At 68.6% G+C, this 19,664-nt stretch carries 20 protein-coding genes; 17 read left to right on the top strand and 3 right to left on the bottom strand.

Annotated elements, in window-relative coordinates; genetic code table 11:
• Positions 1-45 precede the first annotated feature (45 nt).
• The 15 genes from LRQ07_RS17090 to LRQ07_RS17020 all read left to right on the top strand — a co-directional run bounded on the left by LRQ07_RS17090 (position 46) and on the right by LRQ07_RS17020 (position 14,574).
• Positions 46-1,734 carry a glycoside hydrolase family 13 protein gene (locus LRQ07_RS17090; RefSeq protein WP_256535313.1) on the top strand — a complete coding sequence of 563 codons (1,689 nt, stop codon included), beginning with the start codon at positions 46-48 and terminating at the stop codon, positions 1,732-1,734.
• A gap of 164 nt (positions 1,735-1,898) precedes the next feature.
• The gene (locus LRQ07_RS17085; RefSeq protein ID WP_256535312.1) at positions 1,899-2,921 is read left to right on the top strand and encodes a metal ABC transporter solute-binding protein, Zn/Mn family; all 1,023 of its coding nucleotides are present in this window, start codon (positions 1,899-1,901) and stop codon (positions 2,919-2,921) included.
• The gene (locus LRQ07_RS17080) at positions 2,918-3,751 is read left to right on the top strand and encodes a metal ABC transporter ATP-binding protein (protein WP_256535311.1); all 834 of its coding nucleotides are present in this window, start codon (positions 2,918-2,920) and stop codon (positions 3,749-3,751) included. Before LRQ07_RS17085 ends, LRQ07_RS17080 begins: the two co-directional genes overlap by 4 nt.
• A gap of 14 nt (positions 3,752-3,765) precedes the next feature.
• On the top strand, positions 3,766-4,626 hold the full coding sequence (locus LRQ07_RS17075; RefSeq protein ID WP_047524250.1) for a metal ABC transporter permease: 861 nt from the start codon (positions 3,766-3,768) through the stop codon (positions 4,624-4,626).
• Positions 4,627-4,747: 121 nt separating this feature from the next.
• On the top strand, positions 4,748-5,164 hold the full coding sequence (locus LRQ07_RS17070; protein WP_047524209.1) for a Fur family transcriptional regulator: 417 nt from the start codon (positions 4,748-4,750) through the stop codon (positions 5,162-5,164).
• Positions 5,161-6,201, top strand: coding sequence for a permease (locus tag LRQ07_RS17065; protein ID WP_131493527.1), 1,041 nt, complete (start codon positions 5,161-5,163; stop codon positions 6,199-6,201). Before LRQ07_RS17070 ends, LRQ07_RS17065 begins: the two co-directional genes overlap by 4 nt.
• Positions 6,194-6,997, top strand: a complete 804-nt coding sequence (locus tag LRQ07_RS17060; protein ID WP_256535310.1) for a TIGR03943 family putative permease subunit — start codon at positions 6,194-6,196, stop codon at positions 6,995-6,997. Before LRQ07_RS17065 ends, LRQ07_RS17060 begins: the two co-directional genes overlap by 8 nt.
• Positions 6,987-8,816 (top strand): hypothetical protein, encoded by a 1,830-nt coding sequence (locus LRQ07_RS17055; protein WP_256535309.1) that lies wholly within the window; start codon positions 6,987-6,989, stop codon positions 8,814-8,816. The genes LRQ07_RS17060 and LRQ07_RS17055 overlap by 11 nt, the downstream gene beginning before the upstream one ends.
• A gap of 1 nt (position 8,817) precedes the next feature.
• On the top strand, positions 8,818-9,555 hold the full coding sequence (locus LRQ07_RS17050) for a DNA-3-methyladenine glycosylase (RefSeq protein WP_256535308.1): 738 nt from the start codon (positions 8,818-8,820) through the stop codon (positions 9,553-9,555).
• A gap of 154 nt (positions 9,556-9,709) precedes the next feature.
• Entirely contained in the window at positions 9,710-9,946 is a 237-nt protein-coding gene (rpmB, locus tag LRQ07_RS17045; RefSeq protein WP_017203559.1) for a 50S ribosomal protein L28, read from the top strand.
• Positions 9,946-10,116, top strand: coding sequence for a 50S ribosomal protein L33 (gene rpmG / locus LRQ07_RS17040; protein WP_017203558.1), 171 nt, complete (start codon positions 9,946-9,948; stop codon positions 10,114-10,116). The genes rpmB and rpmG overlap by 1 nt, the downstream gene beginning before the upstream one ends.
• Before the next feature lie 3 nt (positions 10,117-10,119).
• On the top strand, positions 10,120-10,425 hold the full coding sequence (gene rpsN / locus LRQ07_RS17035) for a 30S ribosomal protein S14 (protein WP_017829734.1): 306 nt from the start codon (positions 10,120-10,122) through the stop codon (positions 10,423-10,425).
• Between the two features lie 481 nt (positions 10,426-10,906).
• Positions 10,907-11,731 (top strand): endonuclease domain-containing protein, encoded by an 825-nt coding sequence (locus LRQ07_RS17030; protein WP_256535307.1) that lies wholly within the window; start codon positions 10,907-10,909, stop codon positions 11,729-11,731.
• Between the two features lie 454 nt (positions 11,732-12,185).
• A complete protein-coding gene (locus LRQ07_RS17025; protein ID WP_017203554.1) occupies positions 12,186-12,473 on the top strand; it encodes an HU family DNA-binding protein in 288 nt (95 codons plus the stop codon).
• 88 nt (positions 12,474-12,561) lie between these two features.
• Positions 12,562-14,574: a cytochrome c oxidase assembly protein gene (locus LRQ07_RS17020; protein WP_256535304.1), complete on the top strand. Its 2,013-nt coding sequence runs from the start codon at positions 12,562-12,564 to the stop codon at positions 14,572-14,574.
• Positions 14,575-14,592: 18 nt separating this feature from the next.
• Here the strand turns inward: LRQ07_RS17020 and LRQ07_RS17015 are convergent, their stop codons facing one another.
• A complete protein-coding gene (locus LRQ07_RS17015) occupies positions 14,593-15,663 on the bottom strand; it encodes a hypothetical protein (RefSeq protein WP_256535303.1) in 1,071 nt (356 codons plus the stop codon).
• 115 nt (positions 15,664-15,778) lie between these two features.
• On the opposite strand from LRQ07_RS17015, the gene LRQ07_RS17010 reads away from it, so the two are divergent.
• On the top strand, positions 15,779-17,164 hold the full coding sequence (locus LRQ07_RS17010) for an ATP-dependent DNA helicase (RefSeq protein WP_047524258.1): 1,386 nt from the start codon (positions 15,779-15,781) through the stop codon (positions 17,162-17,164).
• Between the two features lie 11 nt (positions 17,165-17,175).
• On the opposite strand, the gene LRQ07_RS17005 is transcribed toward LRQ07_RS17010, so the two are convergent.
• Positions 17,176-17,823 carry a heme oxygenase (biliverdin-producing) gene (locus tag LRQ07_RS17005; RefSeq protein ID WP_256535302.1) on the bottom strand — a complete coding sequence of 216 codons (648 nt, stop codon included), beginning with the start codon at positions 17,821-17,823 and terminating at the stop codon, positions 17,176-17,178.
• An 81-nt stretch (positions 17,824-17,904) separates the two neighbouring features.
• On the bottom strand, positions 17,905-18,216 hold the full coding sequence (locus LRQ07_RS17000) for a DUF2470 domain-containing protein (protein ID WP_256535301.1): 312 nt from the start codon (positions 18,214-18,216) through the stop codon (positions 17,905-17,907).
• 97 nt (positions 18,217-18,313) lie between these two features.
• Between LRQ07_RS17000 and LRQ07_RS16995 the strand changes: the two genes are divergently transcribed.
• Positions 18,314-19,603: a serine hydrolase domain-containing protein gene (locus LRQ07_RS16995; RefSeq protein ID WP_256535300.1), complete on the top strand. Its 1,290-nt coding sequence runs from the start codon at positions 18,314-18,316 to the stop codon at positions 19,601-19,603.
• Positions 19,604-19,664: the final 61 nt, after the last annotated feature.

Here is a 19,664-nt window from a genome sequence, read left to right as displayed (position 1 = left end):
TCGATCGACACGAACCACCGGAAACACAGAAGGAGTCCTCCTCTCATGACCGACGCGCTTCTCGCCGAGACCTGCACCGCCGAAGATGCCGCCTGGTGGCGTCAGGCCGCCGTCTACCAGATCTATCCGCGCAGCTTCGCGGACGCGAACGGCGACGGCATCGGCGACATCCCGGGCATCGTCTCCCGGGCCGACTATCTCCGCGACCTCGGCATCGATGCGGTCTGGCTCAGCCCGTTCTACCCCTCGGCGCTCGCCGACGGCGGGTACGACGTCGCCGACTACCGCGACGTCGATCCGAGGCTCGGCACACTCGCCGACTTCGACGACATGGTCGAGGCGCTGCACTCCCGCGACATCCGCGTGATCGTCGACATCGTCCCGAACCACTCCTCCGACCAGCACGAGTGGTTCCAGGAGGCGCTCGCCGCCGGTCGGGGGTCGGCCGCGCGCGAGCGCTACATCTTCCGTGAAGGCAGCGGACCCGACGGATCCGAGCCACCGACCGACTGGGACTCGGTGTTCGGTGGCAGCGCGTGGGAGCGCGTGGCGGATGGGCAGTGGTACCTGCACAACTTCGCCGTCGAACAGCCCGACCTGAACTGGGATCACCCCGAGGTGCGCGCCGACTTCTTGAAGACGCTGCGCTTCTGGTCGGACCGCGGCGTCGACGGGTTCCGCATCGATGTCGCCCACATGCTCACGAAGGACCTCAGTGAGCCGCTGCCCTCACGCGCCGAGCTCGACGCGATGGATCGCACTTCGGGCACGCATCCGATGGTCGACCGCGACGACGTGCACGAGATCTACGCCGAGTGGCGCGCGGTCTTCAACGAGTACGACCCGCCCCGCACCGCCGTCGCCGAGGCCTGGGTCGAGACCCCGGAACGTCGTGCGAAGTACGCCTCGGCCGAGGGGCTCGGGCAGGCGTTCAACTTTGACCTGCTGGTCGCCGACTTCGACGCCGCGCAGTTCCGGAGCATCATCGCCGACAACCTGCAGCAGGCGGGGGCCACCGGATCGTCGACCACCTGGGTGCTGTCGAACCACGACGTCACGCGTCACGCCACCCGCTACGGACTTCCCGCGCTGAACGGCCGCCCGGTCAAGCAGGGCACCGAGTGGGTGAAGGCCGGCGGGCCGGCTGAGGCGCTGGACCGTGAGGGTGGACTCCGCCGGGCGCACGCCGCGACCCTTCTGCTGCTCGGCCTCCCCGGCAGCACGTACCTCTACCAGGGGGAGGAGCTCGGACTCCACGAGGTCGCGCAGATCACGCCCGAGCAGCGTCAGGACCCCGGGTTCTTCCGCGGCGCCGAGTTCGACGGACTGGGCCGTGATGGATGCCGCGTGCCGCTGCCGTGGACGGCGGAGGGTTCCTCGCACGGCTTCGGTGCCGCGGGCTCGCACCTTCCGCAGCCGGAGTGGTTCGCGGAGTACGCGGTCGACGTGGAAGCGGCGGATCCGTCGTCGACACTCTCGCTGTACCGGGAGGCCCTGCGCCTGCGGCATCTGCTGCAGACCGGCGAGGCCCTGGAGTGGATCGAGACCGGGCGCGACGACGTGCTGCGCTTCGCCCGGCCGAACGGATGGCAGGTGGTGTCGAACTTCGGCACGGCCCCGTTCGACCTCGGCGCGGACGCCGCCGACGTGGTCCTCGCGAGTGCTCCCCTCGACGGCGCTGCGCTTCCGGGTGAGGCCACGGCCTGGATCGCTCCGGCGCGCCTGCTCGGCTAGCCAACCCCGTCTTTCGTCGAGACCCCCGTCTGTCGTCGAGACCCCCGTCTGTCGCCGCGCGTCAGCCGGGGTCTCGACGCGCATGGGGGGCGTGGACGGCAGGAAAACGAAGAGGCTCGACTCTCAGTTTGATAATGGTTCTCATTAGCGTTTAGAGTGGGAGCATGAAGAAGCCCGCCGTCGCCCTCGCCCTCGCGTCCGTTGCCGCCCTCACGCTGGCCGGATGCTCCACCCCCGCCGCGGGGGAAGGCGACGACGGCGCCATCACGGTCGTCGCGAGCACCAACGTCTACGGCGACATCGCCGCGCAGATCGGCGGTGACCGCGTCGATGTGCAGTCGATCATCACCTCCGCCTCGCAGGACCCGCACTCCTACGAGGCGAGTGCCCGCGACCGGCTCGCGGTGCAGAAGGCCGACCTGGTGATCGAGAACGGCGGGGGATACGACGCCTTCATCGACACGCTGCTGCAGGATGCGAAGGACCCGCACGTCATCACGGCCGTCGAGTACTCGCACGACTTCCCCGGCAATGAGGGCCACGACGACGATGCGGACCACGACCACGCCGACGAGTCCGCCACCGATGCGCCCGAGGAAGAGGGCCACGACCACGATCATGCCGACGGTGAAGAGGGTCATGAGGGGCACGACCACATCGAGGGCTTCAACGAGCACGTCTGGTTCGACCCGCACACCATGATCCACGTCGTCGAGGCGATCAGCGAGGAGCTGGCCGAGCTCGACCCCGACGGGGCGAAGGACTTCACGGCCAACGCCGACGACCTCATCGCCGACCTGGAGGGCTTCGAGGCCGACCTCGAGGGCATCAAGGCGGACGCGGCGGGCGTCGAGGTGTTCATCACCGAGCCGCTGCCCGGGTACCTCGCCGCGGCTGCGGGCTTGACCGACGTCACCCCGGAAGGATTCGCGGAGTCCGTGGAAGAGGGCACCGATGTCGCGCCCGCCGTCCTGCTCGAAGCGCTCGACGTGATCGGCAGCGGCACGGTGGGCGCTCTGCTGACCAACGCTCAGACCGGTGGTGCGGAGACCGAGCGTGTCGAGGCCGCAGCTGAGGCGGCCGGCATTCCCGTCGTCGCCTTCACGGAACTGCTTGAAGACGGATCGTCGTACTCTGAGTGGATGAGTGACGCGATCCAGAGCCTCGCCGCCGCCGTCGAGTCGTGAGCGGCGCCGCACCACGCGACAATCCAGTCCTCGAGATCTCCGACGCCTCACTGCATCGTGGCGATCGAGAGCTCTGGTCGGGACTCGACCTCACCGTCGAGCCGGGAGAGTTCATCGCCGTGCTCGGACCCTCCGGATCGGGCAAGACCACTCTTCTGCGCAGCATCCTGGGGCTTCAGCCACTGTCGTCCGGCGTGATCAAGGTCGCGGGGGAGCCCGTGCACCGCGGCAACCCCCGAATCGGCTACATCCCGCAGCAGCGCTCGCTGGCCCCGGACACGAGCATGCGCGCGCGCGATCTCGTCGCCCTCGGAGTGCAGGGGAGCCGCTTCGGCTTCCCGATCCCGCACCGCGGCGACCGCGCGAAGGTCGACCGTCTACTTGAGGCGGTCGGCGCGTCGGAGTTCGCCGAACGACGGGTCGGGCTGCTGTCGGGCGGAGAGCAGCAGCGGCTTCGGGTCGGACAGGCCCTCGCCGACGAGCCCGCCCTGCTGCTGTGTGATGAGCCGCTGTCGAACCTCGACCTCGCCAACCAGGTCGCCGTGACCGACATCATCGACCGTCAGAGGCGCGAGCGCGAGGCGGCGGTGCTGTTCGTCACGCATGACATCAATCCGATCCTCGGCCGGGTCGACCGCATCCTCTACATCGCCGGTGGGCGGTTCCTGCTCGGGACTCCGGACGAGGTGCTGCAGACCCGCGTGCTCACCGACCTCTACGGCACCCCGGTGTTCGTGCTCCGTGCGGGTGACCGGTTGGTCGTCGTCGGCGTTCCGGATGCCGAACCGCACCACGACCACGGCGATCACGAGCACGGAGGAGTCGCATGAACGTCGCATCGGTCATGGTGCCGCTGGTCGACTGGAGCGACGTCTTCTCCTTCCAGGACTATGGCGAGCTCGTGGCCCTGCTCGCGAACTCGATCATCGCGGGCGCCGTCCTCGGCGTCGTCGGCGGTCTGATCGGCGTGTTCGTGATGCAGCGCGACCTGGCTTTCGCGGTGCACGGCGTGAGCGAGCTGTCGTTCGCGGGCGCCGCGGCGGCTCTGCTCTTCGGTGGCAGCGTCGTGGCCGGATCCCTCGCGGGCGCGCTCGCCGCCGCGATCCTCATCGGCATCCTGGGGGCCAAGGCCAGGGACCGAAACTCGATCGTCGGTGTGCTGATGCCGTTCGGACTGGGGCTCGGCATCCTCTTCCTCTCGCTCTACGACGGTCGCAGCGCCAACCGCTTCAGCCTGCTCACGGGGCAGATCGTGTCGGTCTCCACGCCGGACCTCGGGTGGCTCATCGGGATCAGCCTGGTCGTGCTGATCGGACTCCTGGTGATGTGGAACCCTCTGCGCTTCGATTCCCTCGACCCGGAATCCGCTGCCGCCCGTGGTGTGCCGACCCGCGCGGTGAGCCTGTTGTTCATGGTGCTGCTCGGCCTGATCGTCGCGGTGAGCGTGCACATCATCGGGGCGCTGCTCGTGATGGCACTGCTGGTGACCCCGGCGGCGGCGGCCATGCGTGTGACCGCCGGTCCGATCGCCGTGCCGTTGCTCGCGGCGCTCTTCGGGTTCGTCTCGGCGGTCGGCGGCATCCTGCTGGCCCTCGCCGGCACGCTGCCCGTGAGCCCGTACATCACGACGCTGTCGTTCACGATCTACGTCGTGTGCTGGATCGTGCAGCGGGCGCGGGCCAGGGTCCGGCGGGTTCGGGTCTGAGACCGTGCTTTCGAATCGCGCAAATTGTCGGGAGTCAGCCCGAGATGCGACCATTCACGCGATTCGAAAGGGTCCTGGCCGCTCCCAGCCCTCGCCAACCGCGTCGGCCTAGACTCGACGTATGGCTCAGCGGAACACCTGGCAGCGCGAACGCGTGCGCGAAGCACTCGCCGACGCTCGCGGATTCGTGAGTGCACAGAGCCTGCATGCCTCCCTGCGCGACGACAACACCGGCATCGGCCTGGCGACCGTGTACCGCGCTCTCGCGGGACTCGCCGCCTCCGGTGACGCCGACTCCCTGCAGAGCCCCGAGGGTGAGGCGCTGTATCGCGCCTGCACGACCCAGGGACACCACCACCACCTGATCTGCCGATCGTGCGGCCTGACCGTGGAGATCGAGGCCAAGGACGTCGAGCAGTGGGCGCATCGCACCGCAGCCCTGCACGGCTTCACGGATGCCGCTCACGTGGTGGACATCTTCGGACTGTGCACCCCGTGCGCGAACAAGCGCGACGCCGAACGGACTGCGAACGCGTGAGCCCCTCGGCAGCGACGGCGACCCGTCACGGTCACTCCCATCGCCCGGCGCCCACTGCGCGCTCGGCATGGATCGGCGTCGGCCTCGGTGCCGTCATCATCGCGGCACTGTTCCTGGTCGATGCGTTCCTGCCGACGCTGTTCCCGGCGTCGCTGCCCACCCGTGCGCAGGACGGCCTCACCCTCGCCCTGAGCGTGCTGATCGAGGCGCTCCCGTTCGTGATCCTCGGCGTGCTGCTGTCGATCGTGGTGCAGGTCTGGTTGCCTGCCGATGTCATCCACCGCTGGCTGCCGAAGCGCGCGTGGGCGCGGCGGGCCGTGCTGTCGCTGCTGGGGATGCTCATCCCGGTGTGCGAGTGCGGCAATGTGCCCTTCGCCCGAGGGCTCATGATGCGCGGTCTCGCCCCGGCCGAGGCGATGACCTTCCTGATCGCGGCGCCGATCGTGAACCCGATCGTGATCCTCACCACGCACGCTGCGTTCGGTTGGGACGGCGGGATCCTCGTCGCGCGCCTCGTCGGCGGATACCTGATCGCGAACCTGATCGGCTGGATCTACAGCCGCCACCCCGACCCCGACGGCATGCTCACGCAGCGCTTCGTCGACACCTGCGACCGGGTGACGCACGAGCCCGGGACGCCGGTGCGCCGCAGCCTGACCCAGTTCCTCATCGAGCTTCGCGCCGTGATGCCCGCGCTGGTCATCGGTTCCGCACTCGCCGGTGCCGTGCAAGTGCTGATCCCCCGGGAGTGGCTGCTTGCGATCGGCTCGAACCCGGTGCTGTCGATCGTGGCCATGATGGCGCTCGCGATGACGGTCGCCATCTGCTCGAACGTCGACGCGTTCTTCGCGCTGTCGTTCGCCTCGACGTTCTCGTCCGGCGCGATCGTCGCGTTCCTCCTGGTCGGACCGCTCGTCGACATCAAGATGCTCGCGCTCATGCGCACCACCTTCACCGGGCGCACGCTCGTCGGGATCGTCGGAATCGTCCTGGCCTCGGCGTTCGCGATCGGGATCGGGGTGAACGTCCTTGTCTGAGCAGACCGCCACACGTACGCGTGCCCTCGCCACCCGCTGGCTCGGGGTCGGCCTCGCCGCGGTGATCGCGGTCGTGACCCTCGGGCTCGGCGTCACGGGGCGCCTCACGCTCTACATCAGTCCCGAGACCGTGTGGTTTGCGTGTGCGGCCGCGGTCGTGACCCTGGCCGGCGCGATCTGGTCGTGCACCCTGCCCCTCGGCGAAGAGGGCGATCACGGTCATGACCACGGTCACGGACACGGCACGGACGTCTCCGACGACGCGGAGTCCGGCTCGTCCGCGACCCCGCGCCGCCGTTCCCTCGCGGGTGTCGGCGCGGTCACAGGAGGGGTGATCGCCTCGGGCGTCGTCATCGCGGCCCTGGTGCTGCCCCCGGCCTCGCTCTCGGTCGAGCTCGCGATGTCGCGCGCGGGGGAGCAGAGCGCGCTGTTCGCCGGCTCCGACACCGTCGCGCTCGGCGTCGCCGATACCTCGACCTTCGGCGTCGGAGACTGGGCGAGCGTCTTCGCGACCTCGACGAACACCTCGGCCTACGACGGTGCGCCCGTGGCCCTCACCGGCTTCGTGACCCCGGGATCGAGCGACGGTGTGAACCTGACCCGGCTGGTCATCACGCACTGCGTGATCGATGCGCAGACGGCCGCACTGCCGGTCACCGTCGATCCGGACGACTATCCGACCGGACAGTGGGTCGAGGTCACCGGCACCGTGCGCGCGGACAGCAACGGCAAGCTCCACATCGAACCGACCGACGTCGTCGCGATCGACGAGCCCGGTGATCCATATGAGTACTGACGACGAGCGCCCCGAGACGCCCGCCGTTCCGCGGACCCGCGCCGAGCTGCGCGCCGCCCGTGAAGCCGCAGAGGCGGCGGAGGCCGAGCGGATCGAGCGTGCGGTCACCCCGCCGGATCACGCCGCGCACCCCGCCGACGAGCCGGAAGCCGCAGCGGACGACGCCGCTGTCCGTGAGGCCGCTCTTCGGGACGCCGCTCTTCGGGAGGCGGCGGTGCGCCGGGCCGGTGAACGGGAGGTCGCGGAGCAGGAGGCGGCCGCACGGAAGATGGCCGCGTTCGAGGCTGCAGCGCGAGAGGATGCCGAAGCGACCGCCCTGCCGGCCGTCCCGGTCGCACCTGAGCCCGTGTTCGTGGGGGCCGCCCCGCAGATCGACGACGAGCCGGCGACATCCCCTCCCGCCGAGCCCCCGCTGACGGCCGCGTCCGAGCCCGCGGCCCCGAGCGCGCCGCGGAACCCGCGGAGGTTCCTCCTCACACTCGGAGCGGTGCTGGGCGTCCTCGTGCTCGCCGGCACCGGGCTCGGCATCGTCAGTCTCCTGCAGGGCCCGCGGATCAGCGACGTGCAGGTGGACGCGGAACATGCGATCGAGTCCTCCGGGAGCAGGGTCATCCTCACCGCGAACCAGGCGCTCGCCGACATCGATCCCGAGCAGGTCACCGTCGAGCCGGCGACGCCGTTCACGGTCGATGCCTCGGGGCGCGGCGTCGGCGTCCGCTTCACGGTGCCGCTCGACGACTCGACGGAGTACACGATCCGGGTGGCCGACGTGGCCGGTGCGGGTGGCGGTCCGTCGACGACCCTGACCACGTCGTTCACCACGCCGCCGTCCACCATCTTCCTGCTGCGCCGAGACGTCGACGGTAAGGACAAGATCTTCCTCACCGACCTCAAGGGCGACGGGGTTGCGGTGTACGAGCACGAGAAGATCAACGACTTCCGGGCCACCTCGACGCAGCTCGTCGTCGCGGTGGAGGAAGAGGACGGCTCCCACCTGCTCGTGATGGACCGCGACGGGAAGAACCAGCGCGAACTCGACCTGCCCGGTGACGGCTACGTCGGCGCCGTCCAGGTCTCGGAACGAGGTGGCCTGGTCGGCTACAGCTACTCCGACCGCGAGCTCAGCGACGACGAAGGGCGGGCGAGCGTGCTCGTCACCCAGTCGCTGAGCGGCAAGGACGAGCCGCAGGTGATCGAGGTCGCCGGCGCGGAGGCGAGTGTCTTCGTGTGGCAGTTCGTCCCCGACAGCGCCGCCGTGCTGTTCATCGACTTCGACGGTGCGCTGTCCCTCGTGGACCGCTCGAGCGACGCGGGCGTGCAGTCCCTCGGTCTCGCAGCCATGATCCAGGGCATCTCCCGCGGCACCTACACCGCCATCGTGGAGCGCCTCGACGGGGCCGTCGTCGAACTGAACCTCGCGGACGGATCGGAGCAGCCGCTCGCAGCATCCGACCCCGACTACGGCACGGCGACCTCCATCACCCCGTTCCCCGGTGGCACGCTCCGGCACGTCGTCGCCCGTGACGATGCGGGGCTCCCGATCGGACAGGCCGTCATCCGCGTGGACGACGACGGCAAAGCCACCCCGCTGGTCGAGATCGGGGCGACCGATTCGATCCTGCAGGCGTGCGCCTCCCCGAGTGGTCAGTATGCGGCCGTGGCGATCGCTCCCGACCTCGCGAACAACCCCTACGACGGAATGCTGCTGCCGTTGCCCGCGCAGGTCGAGACGCACCTCATCGACATGGAGAGCGGCAAGGAGATGGTCGCCCTCACCGGCTTCGATGCCTCCTGGTGCCAGACGGCCCCGCGGTTCTGAGATGCCGCAGCAGGATGGTCTGCGTCGAGCGGTCCGTGCGGACCTGAGCGGCTCGGCGGTCGAGGTCGCGCCGCTCCTGCTCGGGGCCGAGCTTCGGACGTTCGCCCCCGTGACGGACGAACGCGGACCTGTCGAGGTGCGACTGCGCATCACCGAGGTCGAGGCCTATCACGGGCAGGGCACCGGTGAGATCGCCGACCCCGGATCCCACGCGCGGATGGGACGCACGCCGCGCAACGCCACCATGTGGGGCGAGCCCGGACATCTCTACGTGTACCTGAGCCACGGCATCCACTCCTGCGTCAACGTGGTGTGCGGGCCGATCGGGCAGGGCGACGGCGTGCTGCTGCGTGCGGGGGAGATCGTGACCGGAGTGGATGCTGCGGCACGGCGCCGAGGTGCGACGCTGCCGCTCAGCCGCCTCGCCCGGCGGGATCTGGCGCGTGGGCCCGGTCGTCTCGGACAGGCCGTGGGGCTGCGGCATCCCCTGCATGACGGCATCGACGCCATCACCGGCGAGGAACGGCACGAGGCGAGGGCCGAGTTGTGGCTCGGCGAGCCGCGGGACGATGTGGTGCGCGGCCCCCGGGTCGGCGTGGCGGGCGTCGCCGGGACCGCTGCCTTCCCCTGGCGCTTCTGGATCGATGCCGACCCCACCGTGTCGCCGTTCCGGTGGGGGAGAGGGGCTCAGGCGGAATCGGCGGTTCAGGCGGAATCGGCGGTTCGGACGGCGAGATGAGCCGTGCTAAACTGACTCTTTGTCTGCGCACACTCCTGTGCGCAGTTCGCATGCTTCTCCTTCCGCGGCCGCGAGATCGGCGGGTCGGGTTGCGTGCAGACAAGGGATCTTGGGTGGGGCCGTCCGGCCTCACGGTATAGAAGGAGTCACCATCATGGCAGCAGTGTGCCAGGTGACCGGAGCTGTTCCCGGCTTCGGTCACAACGTCTCGCACTCGCACCGCCGGACGAAGCGCCGCTTCGACCCGAACGTGCAGAAGAAGACCTATTTCGTCCCGTCGCTCGGTCGTAAGATCACGCTCAATGTGTCCGCCAAGGGCATCAAGGTGATCGACGTCCGCGGCATCGAGAACGTGGTCAAGGACCTCCAGGCGAAGGGTGTGAAGCTCTAATGGCCAAGAAGGCTCAGGACGTACGTCCGATCATCAAGCTGCGTTCGACGGCAGGCACGGGTTACACCTACGTGACGAAGAAGAACCGCCGCAACACCCCCGACCGCCTCGTGCTCAAGAAGTACGACCCGGTCATCCGTCAGCACGTCGAATTCCGAGAGGAGCGTTGATCAATGGCTAAGAAGAGCAAGATCGCTCGCAACGAGCAGCGCAAGGTCATCGTCGAGCGTTACGCAGAGCGTCGCGCCGAGCTGAAGAAGACCCTGGTCGACCCGAACGCCACCGACGAGGCCCGCGAGGCCGCACGCGTCGGTCTGCAGAAGCTGCCGCGCAACGCGTCGCCTGCTCGCGTGCGTTCGCGCGACGTCATCGACGGCCGCCCCCGCGGTGTCCTCACGAAGTTCGGCATCTCGCGTGTCCGCTTCCGTGACATGGCGCACCGTGGCGAGCTGCCCGGCGTGACCAAGTCGAGCTGGTAAGTCTCAGCAGACAGCCGAGAGGGGCGAGGATCTTCGGATCCTCGCCCCTTTCGCGTCTCCGCCCTCCCTTCATCCCACCCTCCTTCCTGCATCCCACCCTCCCTGCCGCACCTGCTCCCTCTCCCCTGCTGCCCTCCCCCCTCCTTCCTGCTGCCCTCTCTCCTGCCGCTCTCCCTCCTTCCTGCCGTCCCTCATTCCCTCCTGCATCCCACCCTCCCTCCTTCCTGCCGTCCCTCACTCCCTCCTGCATCCCACCCTCCCTCCTTCCTGCCGTCCCTCACTCCCTGCCTCTTCCCCGTCCTTCCCCGCGCGTTCTGAAGGACTTCTCGCGAATTGCAGGAGCGAACGCTGGATCCACTCCTTCATTCCGTGAGATCTCCTTCAGAGGTCTGTTCCTGCACAGAAGCCTCGGCGATAGAGCTCTGCCCTTCTGCCGGTGATCGGGCGGCGTGCGCGCCCCCGCTGGAGGCAGGATCGTCCGATGGATCCCGTGAATGAGCTGTGGCGTCGTGGAGGGATCGCGCGCGTGCGCACTCTGCGCGCGGTCGGAGTGAGCGCGCACGCGCTCCGACGGTCGAAGGAGCGGCGCGAGGTCGTCACCGTGCGGCAGGGGTGGGTGGCCTTGCCGGATGCCGACCCCCAGATCGTCGGAGCGGTGGCTCACGGTGTCGTGCTCAGTTGTGTCACGGCGGCGGCGAGGCGAGGACTCTGGATTCCGGAGAAGACTTCACTGCACGTCGCTGCCCGCCCGAACGCGGCGCGGATCCGGGTGCCGTCCCAGGTCGTCGTGCACTGGTCGAAACCGGTGGTCCCTCGGCCCCCCGACGCGACGGTGGATGAACTGCTCAACGTGCTGGCCGTGATCGCGCAATGCCAGCCGTTCGAGACCGCTCTGGTCATCTGGGAGTCGGCCATGAACAAGGGGTACGTCGATGGCGCGCGCCTCCGTGGCCTCGACCTTCCGGCGCCGGCACGAGCGCTGCTCGAGCGGGCGCGACCGTTCGCGGACTCGGGGCTGGAGACCATCGTGATCCACAGGCTCCGCTGGCTGGGGCTCCGCATACTGCCACAAGCCTGGTGCCTCGATCGGCGGGTGGATCTCCTCATCGGTGATCGACTGGTGATCCAGATCGATGGTGCGACCCACACCGGGGAGCAGCGGGACAAGGACATCGCTCACGACGCGCAGCTGGTCCTCCGTGGCTACCGTGTGCTGCGCTTCAGCTACGAACAGGTCATGCACCGCTGGCCCGAGGTGCAGTCCGTGATCATGGAAGCCGTGGCGCAGGGTGCACACCTCGCGTGATTCCCCCTCCTGAACACCCCCCCCTCCTGTTCGCGCCTCCTGAACACCCCCCTCGTGTTCGCCCCTCCTTGGACTCACGCCTCGCGTTGCGAAGGAGAACTCACGGAATGAAGGAGTGCATTCCGCATCTGCTCCTTCATTCCGTGAGATCTCCTTCATTCCGTGAGTTCTCCTCATCCCTGCGACTGCTCCTTCATCCCAGGAATTCTCCTCACCAGCGAGAGATCTCCTCACCCCGACAGTTCTGCGTCAGCCCGCGCGCGCACCGCGTGAGCTCCCCAAAACTGTGACTGGAGTGACGAATGTGACGCGACACGCCCAGTAATTGCCCAAAACCCGCGAAATGACGCGGATATGTGGGTGGTCGTTGATACATTCGAGGCGGTCACTAGACCAGGGGCACCCGCCCCGATACCCACAACGATGCGACGGGATCTCGTCGCTGGAGGATGACATGGCTGACAAGTCCATCACCAAGACCGAGCTCGTCGCGAGCATCGCTAGCGCCACGGGCCAGAGCCAGGCCACCGTCTCCGGTGTCCTCGACTCGCTGTTCGCCACGGTCTCCGACGCTGTTGCCAAGGGCAGCAAGGTCTCCATCCCGGGCTGGATCTCCTTCGAGCAGGTCGACACCGCTGCTCGCACGGGCCGCAACCCGCAGACCGGCGCCGAGATCAAGATCCCGGCCGGCAAGCGCGTCAAGGTGACCGCTGGCTCCAAGCTCAAGGCTGCCGTCAAGTAAGCAGACCGCACCTCTTCGAAGGCCGCTCCCGTTCCGACGGGAGCGGCCTTCGTGCTTTCGCCCCTCGCGGCGCGCCTAGGCTGGAGGGGTGAGTTCCCGCAGCGAGTCGACGAGTCGGATTTCGGCGTATCGAATCGCCGGGGTGGTCATCCTCCTCGCCGCCGCGCTGGTGGCCCTGGTGGTGGCGCTCCTCGTCGGAGGCGGTGCCGATGCACCGCTGCTGCAGGATCCGGGGCCGATCGTGCTCTGGGGCACCCCGCTCGCGAAGCTCGTGATGAACATGTCGGCCGCCGTCATGCTCGGCTCTCTCGTCCTCGCGCTGTTCGGTCTGCGCGCGGGGGAGCGCTCCTTCGATGCGGCGCTGAACATCGCCTCCGTCGGTGCTGCCGTCTTCACGGTCTCCGCGGGCCTCGCCGGGTTCCTCGCGTTCATGGCCGCCTTCAACCCGAAGCTCAGCATCGAGCGGGAGTTCGGCACGCAGCTCGGCCGCTTCCTGTTGGAGCTGCCTCTGGGACAGTCCTGGCTCATCACGACGATCTTCGGCGCGATCATCACGGTGCTCGCCTTCGCCTGGCGCTCGTGGACGCCCACGCTCATCACCGCACTGCTCGCCGCCGCTTCCTTCATCCCCCTCGCGACGCAGGGGCACGCGGGCGACCTCGCAGGCCACAACATGGCCGTCAACTCGATCCTGCTGCACACGGTCGGTGCCGCGGTCTGGCTGGGTGGGCTCCTGCTCCTCGTGCTGCTCCGCGGGCGCGGTGACGTCGACACCGCTCGACTCGTCGGACGCTACTCCTCCCTCGCGATCGCGGCGTTCGCGGTGGTCGCCTTCTCCGGATTGACCCGGTCGATCGTGGCCGTCGGAAGCTGGGATGCGCTGTGGACGACACAATACGGCTGGATCGTGCTCGCGAAAGCCGCGCTGTTGGGCGGCATGGGACTGCTCGGCGCCTGGTACCGCGCTCGTCTCATCCCGAAGCTCGCCGGACAGCGCGCGGCGGGTTGGTTCTGGCTCCTCGTCCTGTGCGAAGTCGCGCTGATGGGGTTCGCGTCCGGCGTCGCTGCCGCGCTCGCGCGCACGCCCCCTCCCACCGGTGAGGTCGCCGCGTTTGCGCAGACGCCCGCCCAGATCCTCACCGGGTCGACGCTGCCGCCCGAGTTGACGCTGGAGCGCTGGTTCACGGCGTGGGACTTCGATGTGCTCTGGATCGTCGTCGCGGCCTTCGGCCTGTTCTTCTACCTCGCCGGCGTCCGGCGCCTGCATCTGCGCGGAGATCGCTGGCCGATCCATCGCACGGTCTTCTGGGTGCTCGGGCTGCTCATGCTCTTCTGGGTGACCTGCGGCCCGCTCAACGCATACCAGGAGTACCTGTTCAGCATCCACATGATGGGCCACATGATGCTGTCGATGGCCATCCCGCTGCTGCTGGTCTCAGGCGCACCGATCACACTCGCCCTGCGCGCGATCCACAAGCGCGACGACGGCACCCGCGGAGGCCGCGAGTGGATCATGTGGGCCGTGCATTCGCCGTTCGCCCGAGTCGTCACCCATCCGTTCGTCGCCGCGGCCATCTTCATCCTGTCGCTGTGGGCGTTCTACTTCACCGACCTGGTGCGGTGGGCGATGGTCGAGCACATCGGTCATGAGTGGATGGTGATCCACTTCCTGATCTCGGGCTACCTGTTCGTGATGAGCCTGATCGGTGCCGACCCGGTGCCGTACCGACTTCCCTACCCCGGCCGCCTCATCACGCTGATCGCCGTCATGGCGATGCACGCCTTTTTCGGCATCGCGATCATGATGCAGGAGGGCCTGATGGTCGCGGAGTGGTTCGGATCGATGGGCCGTGACTGGGGGGCCGATCCGCTGCAGGATCAGTACGTCGGCGGGGGCATCGCCTGGTCCATCGGCGAGATCCCGACTTTGATCCTGGCCATCACGGTCGCGATCCAGTGGAGCCGCAGCGACACGAAGCTGCAGCGTCGGCGTGACCGGCATGCGGATCGCACCGGAGACAGGGAACTCGAGGAGTACAACACCAAGTTGGCCGAGCTCGCCGCTCAGGACCAGCGTCGCGAGGAGCGCGAGAGGCGTTGAGGCCCGCGGGTGAATCCGTCAGTCGACGGGAGGTTCGCCCGGTGAGCCGATCTTGATGGACGCGGAACCGTCGGGCAGGATCGCGATGGTGCCGTTGAGCTGGAACGGCACGTCTTCCGATACGGGGTCGATGGAGCCGTCGAAGAGCGACTGGATCTCGACCTCGACGTGCGCGACGGCATCGGTCGTGGGAATCTGCCACTGTCCGCCGTCGGGCGTGACCGTGACCTGAGGCTGCGACGCGATGGACCACTTCGGCGGCGACGAGATGCGGTCCGTGACCCGCAGGCCGAAGGGGCAGGCGGTCGGCAGGAGCACGTCCTGCGTGGTGCACGCGGTGAGGAACTCCTCGACCCGCTGCTGCACGACTTCGACGAATCCGTCTGTCGGCGTGGTCTGCACATCGAGCGGCGTGACGGCGAGCGGGGTGTCCGCGAGCACACCGTGTCCGGAGGCCGTCGCGATCGGAGTGTCCACCGTCACGGCGTACAGCCCCGGGGTGAACACGAGCAGCGGCAGCGGTTCGATCGCGTCGGCCTCGGCGCCCGCTGCGGACACCTGCCGTCGGTCGACCTCGAAGCCGTTCACGGCGAACTGATCCACGCCGCGGACCGTGAGCTCGACGACGGCCAGCGGACTCTCCGCGAAGCGCCAGTTCGGGGTGACGCCCGCCCAGCCGTCCTGTTCGATCAGGAAGGTGCTGGTGCCCGCGTGACCGCTCGCCTCGTAGCTGACCGTGACGGCGGTGCCCCCTTCGGCCCGCTCCTCCGACTCCACCTTCACATCGGTCAGCGGTGCGAGTGCGGCGCGGCGCAGCATGGCCTCGGACGCGGCCGGGTCGATGCCGGACTCCTCGAGGATCTCGCGGTCGATCGCGACGCCGGGCACCCGTAGTGCGTCCGCGGCGCGTCCGGAGGAGAGCAGGTCGAGGTAGCGGGTCACGAACGCGGACGGGCCGTAGAACTGCTGGTACAGCGTGGCGCCTCCGGCACCGATCGCTGCGACGAGCATGAGCCCGACCACCGCGAGCATCGCGAGATCGACGCCCAGGCGTGACCGCCGGGGCGCGCTCGACCTGGCCCGCTCCATGGCGCCAGTCTAGGAGTGCGTCCTGGGGGGACGCCGAGCGTCGGCGGCCGGGCGCGGATGCCGGGACGTAGCATGGGTGGCGCCCCGTTTTCCGCCCACTGCCCCTGTGAGTGCCGTGTCCCTTCCCGCCCTGTCCGAGGAGCAGCAAGAGCTGTTCCGGCTCATCGAGGACACCGGCGAGCACGTCTTCATCACCGGTCGCGCCGGCACCGGGAAGTCGACGTTGCTTCAGCACTTCGCCTGGAACACGAAGAAGCAGATCGCCATATGTGCTCCGACGGGCGTCGCGGCGCTCAACGTCGAGGGCCAGACGATCCACTCCCTCTTCCGTCTGCCGATCGGTCTGATCGGCGACGCCGACATCGACCAGAACGACGCGACGCGGCGCATCCTGAACGCCATCGAGACGCTGGTGATCGACGAGATCTCGATGGTCAACGCCGACCTGATGGACGCGATCGATCGCTCACTGCGCCAGGCCAGGGGGCGCAGGGGGGAGCCCTTCGGCGGTGTCCAGGTCGTCATGTTCGGCGACCCCTATCAGCTCGCCCCCGTCCCACCCCGCGGTGACGAGGCCCGCTACGTCCAGGACCACTACCGCTCGTTCTGGTTCTTCGACGCCAAGGTCTGGGCAGGGGGATCGGGGCTCTCCGACCAGGAGGGGCTGTTCCAGGTCGACACCCGTGCTGAACTGCACGTGCGGGAACTGGTGCAGATCCACCGGCAGTCCGACGACGGCTTCAAATCGATGCTCAACGCCGTGCGCTACGGCCGCGTCACGGCGGAGATCGCGGGGGTGCTGAACACGCAGGGACGACGCACGCCCCCGGAGCCGGAGCCGGGCGAGGTGCCCATGATCACCCTCGCGACGCGCAACGACATCGTGAACAAGATCAACAGTCAGCACCTGAATGCGCTGCCCGGCAAGGAGCAGACCGCGCGGGCCGAGGTGAGCGGTGACTTCGGACGCGGTGAAGCCGCCCTGCCCGCCGAGAGCGAACTGAAGCTGAAGGTTGGCGCGCAGGTGATGTTCCTGCGCAACGACACCGCCATGTCCGGCGAGCCGCCGCGCTGGGTGAACGGCACCATCGGCACGGTGACGCGCATCCTCGGCAGTGCCGTACGAGTCGACATCGACGGCGAGGAGGTCGACGTCGAGCCCGCCGTGTGGGAGCGTTTCCGCTACGCCTATGACCAGAACACCAAGAAGCTCACTCGCGACGTGGTCGCCGAATTCACCCAGTTCCCGTTGCGCCTCGCCTGGGCGGTCACGATCCACAAGTCGCAGGGCAAGACGTATGAGCGGGCGATCATCGACCTCGGGTCCGGGGCGTTCGCGCCGGGGCAGACGTACGTGGCGCTGAGCCGGCTGACGTCCTTGGACGGCCTGTACCTGTCACGCGACCTGCGGCCACGCGACATCCGGGTGGACGAAGACGTGCGCCGGTTCATGCGCGACGCCTGGCTGGCGGCGTCGACGCCCGAGCTGCCGAAGACTTGACGGAAGAGGGATCAGGCGGCGGCGCGGGCCCGGTCGAGATCCTCGAAGAGCTCGGTGTTGAATCGATAGGCGAGGAGCACCTCGTCGATCACACGCTCACGCTCCGCGTCGTCCCACGGGGCGGCGTCGAGCTGCTCGCGGTAGACGTCCTTGAATGCGGACGGGTCGGCGATGTCGTCGAACAGGTAGAACCCGATGCCGTTCGTCTCGAAGCCGAACCGACGGGCCATCACCCGGCCGATGAAGATCCCGCCGGAGAGGTCGCCGAGGTAGCGGGTGTAGTGGTGGGCGATGAAGCCGCCCGCCCACGTGGCACCCACCTGACGGATGCGTTCGACGTAGCGCACGGTGGTGGGCAGCGGCACGATCTGGTCGCGCCAGTCGCCACCGAGCAGGAACTCCAGGTCGGCTTCCAGTGCGGGGAGCCGCGTGAGCTTGTCGCTGAGGAAGACCGCTGCCACCGGATCCTGCCGCATGCGCTCCCCGGCTCCTTCGAGCGCTTCGTAGATGAAGTAGTGCTGCGCGACGAGGGAGATGTAGTCCTCGCGGGAGCCCTCGCCCTTCAGGAGGTCGGACATGAAGCCGGCGGTCTCGCTGCGGGAGTGCGATCCCGACGAGCGCTCGCGCAGGGCGGCGGAGAAGGAGAGGATCTCGGGCATGTGCCTAGTGTAAGGGTTGCCTTACCTCGGGCGGTAGTGGCTGTGCCGAGTCGGATGTGTGACGGGCCGCGTCCGAATCGTTCAGGCGTGCGGGCGGGGCTCGACCCCGAGGCGCGCGCAGGCCTCGTCGTAGAGCGCCACGATCTCCCGGCGCACAGCGGGGCGATCCGTGATGGGTCCGCCGGGCCACGGGACGCGCAGTTCGGAGGGTTCGCCGTCGACGGTGATCTCCCAGACACCAGCGTCGCCGTCGAACCCGGTCATCACACAGGCGGTGACTTCGGCGGAGCTTTCGGCGAAGGCGCGGGCGATCAAGAGGTTGTCATCGGTGTGGTCACCGTTCATGTGGCGCAGGACAGCGGCGATCACGTCGGCTTCGAAGAAGTGGGGCACGTTTCTCACCCTATGTGCGCGCAAAGGCGCCCGGCGCGATGCCGTCTTTCAGGAAGGGCGTTCTAGACTCGGGAGATACATCCTCGGGGGTTCCTTCATGCAGCTTCTCTCGTCGCGCCGTTGGCGTGCCGCTGCGGCCAGTGCGGCCGCGCTCGCTCTCGTCCTCACCGGATGCTCATCCGAGGATTCCTTCAGCTACACGCCACCGGCTCAGGTCGACGGTGCTCTGCCCGACGACACGGTCGCTTCGATGCAGGCCGCGGTCGACAATGCACTCGTCGCTTCCGGGGCCACCGGGGCGATCGTGGGGGTCTGGGTGCCCTGGAGCGGCAGCTGGGTCACAGCCGTCGGCACGCAGGACCGTGACGGGGGTGGGGAGATCTCCACCGACATGTCCTTCCGCATCGCCGACGTGACGCGTCTGATGGCGTGCGACGTGCTCTACGCCCTCGCCGATGAGGGAACGCTCGAACTCGATGCGAACGTCGCCGACTACGTCTCCGGGGTCGCCGACATGCGGGAACAGGGTGTCACGCTCCTCGACCTGTGCAACGGCACCAGCGGCGCCGGTTCGTCCGAGCCGACCACCAAGACCGCTCTGTTGAACACACCGGACCGCATCTGGGCGCCGCTGGAGCTCGCGGGCTACGGACTGGCGCGCCCTCGTGTCGACCCGGGCACCACCTTCCGCGATTCGGATGCGGGGTATCTCCTGCTCGGCCTCGCCCTCGAGCGCGCCACCGGGATGACCGCGTCCGAGCTGATCGCCGAGTACGTCGCCGACCCGCTCGAGCTCACGGCCACGTCGCTCCCCGGCCCCGCTCCGGCTGCTCCCGGCGACGACCCGATGAAGGGGCACTTCCTCCCCGCGGTCGAGGGTGGGTTCACCTGCGCTGCCCCCACCGACATCACCACGATCTCGTCGAGCTCGGGCTTCACCGATTCCGGCGCCGTCTCGACCATCGACGACCTCGGCCGCTACATCCAGGCCGAAGCCCGCGACGCGCTGCGTGGTGCTGACGCGAAGCCGGAGCGCTTCGGCTCCCCGCTGCCGGCAGCGGACGGCGGTCCTTCCTGGTACCAGGCCACCGGTGGGGCCTATCTCGTGGGGTCGATGGTCGGCCAGCACGGCTGGGTCCCCGGTTACGCCACATCGGCGTACTCCGACCCGGCGACCGGGTTCACCGTCGCGGTCGTGCTGAACGACTCGACGGCGGGTTCGAGGTTCGCTCAGCAGCTCTCGTGGGAACTCGCGGCGATCGCCTCGAAGGCGCAGGCAGCGTCCGGGCAGACCGCGCCGGAGTTCGGGCTCCCCTTCACCGCGGAGCAGTACCACCAGTCGATCACCGACGCAGCCATCACCTGCGTTGAGCCGCCTGCGGAGTGAGCACCGCCGCACGAGGGTGACCACTGGCGGAAACCGTTCGGTCGTTGTCCGTGCAGCGGCT

The sequence above is a fragment of the Microbacterium sp. J1-1 genome, from assembly GCF_024498615.1.
GTDB lineage: Bacteria > Actinomycetota > Actinomycetes > Actinomycetales > Microbacteriaceae > Microbacterium > Microbacterium aurugineum.
The sequence above is the reverse complement of the archived record's forward strand: the minus strand, read 5'-3'. Positions and strand labels throughout refer to the sequence as shown.

Bases quoted from the DNA above. Each gene is read 5' to 3' on its own strand.
- LRQ07_RS17090 (WP_256535313.1), top strand. From the start codon at position 46: ATGACCGACGCGCTTCTCGCCGAGACCTGCACCGCCGAAGATGCCGCC.
- LRQ07_RS17085 (WP_256535312.1), top strand. From the start codon at position 1,899: ATGAAGAAGCCCGCCGTCGCCCTCGCCCTCGCGTCCGTTGCCGCCCTC.
- LRQ07_RS17075 (WP_047524250.1), top strand. From the start codon at position 3,766: ATGGTGCCGCTGGTCGACTGGAGCGACGTCTTCTCCTTCCAGGACTAT.
- LRQ07_RS17070 (WP_047524209.1), top strand. From the start codon at position 4,748: ATGGCTCAGCGGAACACCTGGCAGCGCGAACGCGTGCGCGAAGCACTC.
- LRQ07_RS17055 (WP_256535309.1), top strand. From the start codon at position 6,987: ATGAGTACTGACGACGAGCGCCCCGAGACGCCCGCCGTTCCGCGGACC.
- LRQ07_RS17050 (WP_256535308.1), top strand. From the start codon at position 8,818: ATGCCGCAGCAGGATGGTCTGCGTCGAGCGGTCCGTGCGGACCTGAGC.
- rpmB (WP_017203559.1), top strand. From the start codon at position 9,710: ATGGCAGCAGTGTGCCAGGTGACCGGAGCTGTTCCCGGCTTCGGTCAC.
- rpmG (WP_017203558.1), top strand. From the start codon at position 9,946: ATGGCCAAGAAGGCTCAGGACGTACGTCCGATCATCAAGCTGCGTTCG.
- rpsN (WP_017829734.1), top strand. From the start codon at position 10,120: ATGGCTAAGAAGAGCAAGATCGCTCGCAACGAGCAGCGCAAGGTCATC.
- LRQ07_RS17030 (WP_256535307.1), top strand. From the start codon at position 10,907: ATGGATCCCGTGAATGAGCTGTGGCGTCGTGGAGGGATCGCGCGCGTG.
- LRQ07_RS17025 (WP_017203554.1), top strand. From the start codon at position 12,186: ATGGCTGACAAGTCCATCACCAAGACCGAGCTCGTCGCGAGCATCGCT.
- LRQ07_RS17015 (WP_256535303.1), bottom strand. From the start codon at position 15,663: ATGGAGCGGGCCAGGTCGAGCGCGCCCCGGCGGTCACGCCTGGGCGTC.
- LRQ07_RS17005 (WP_256535302.1), bottom strand. From the start codon at position 17,823: ATGCCCGAGATCCTCTCCTTCTCCGCCGCCCTGCGCGAGCGCTCGTCG.
- LRQ07_RS16995 (WP_256535300.1), top strand. From the start codon at position 18,314: ATGCAGCTTCTCTCGTCGCGCCGTTGGCGTGCCGCTGCGGCCAGTGCG.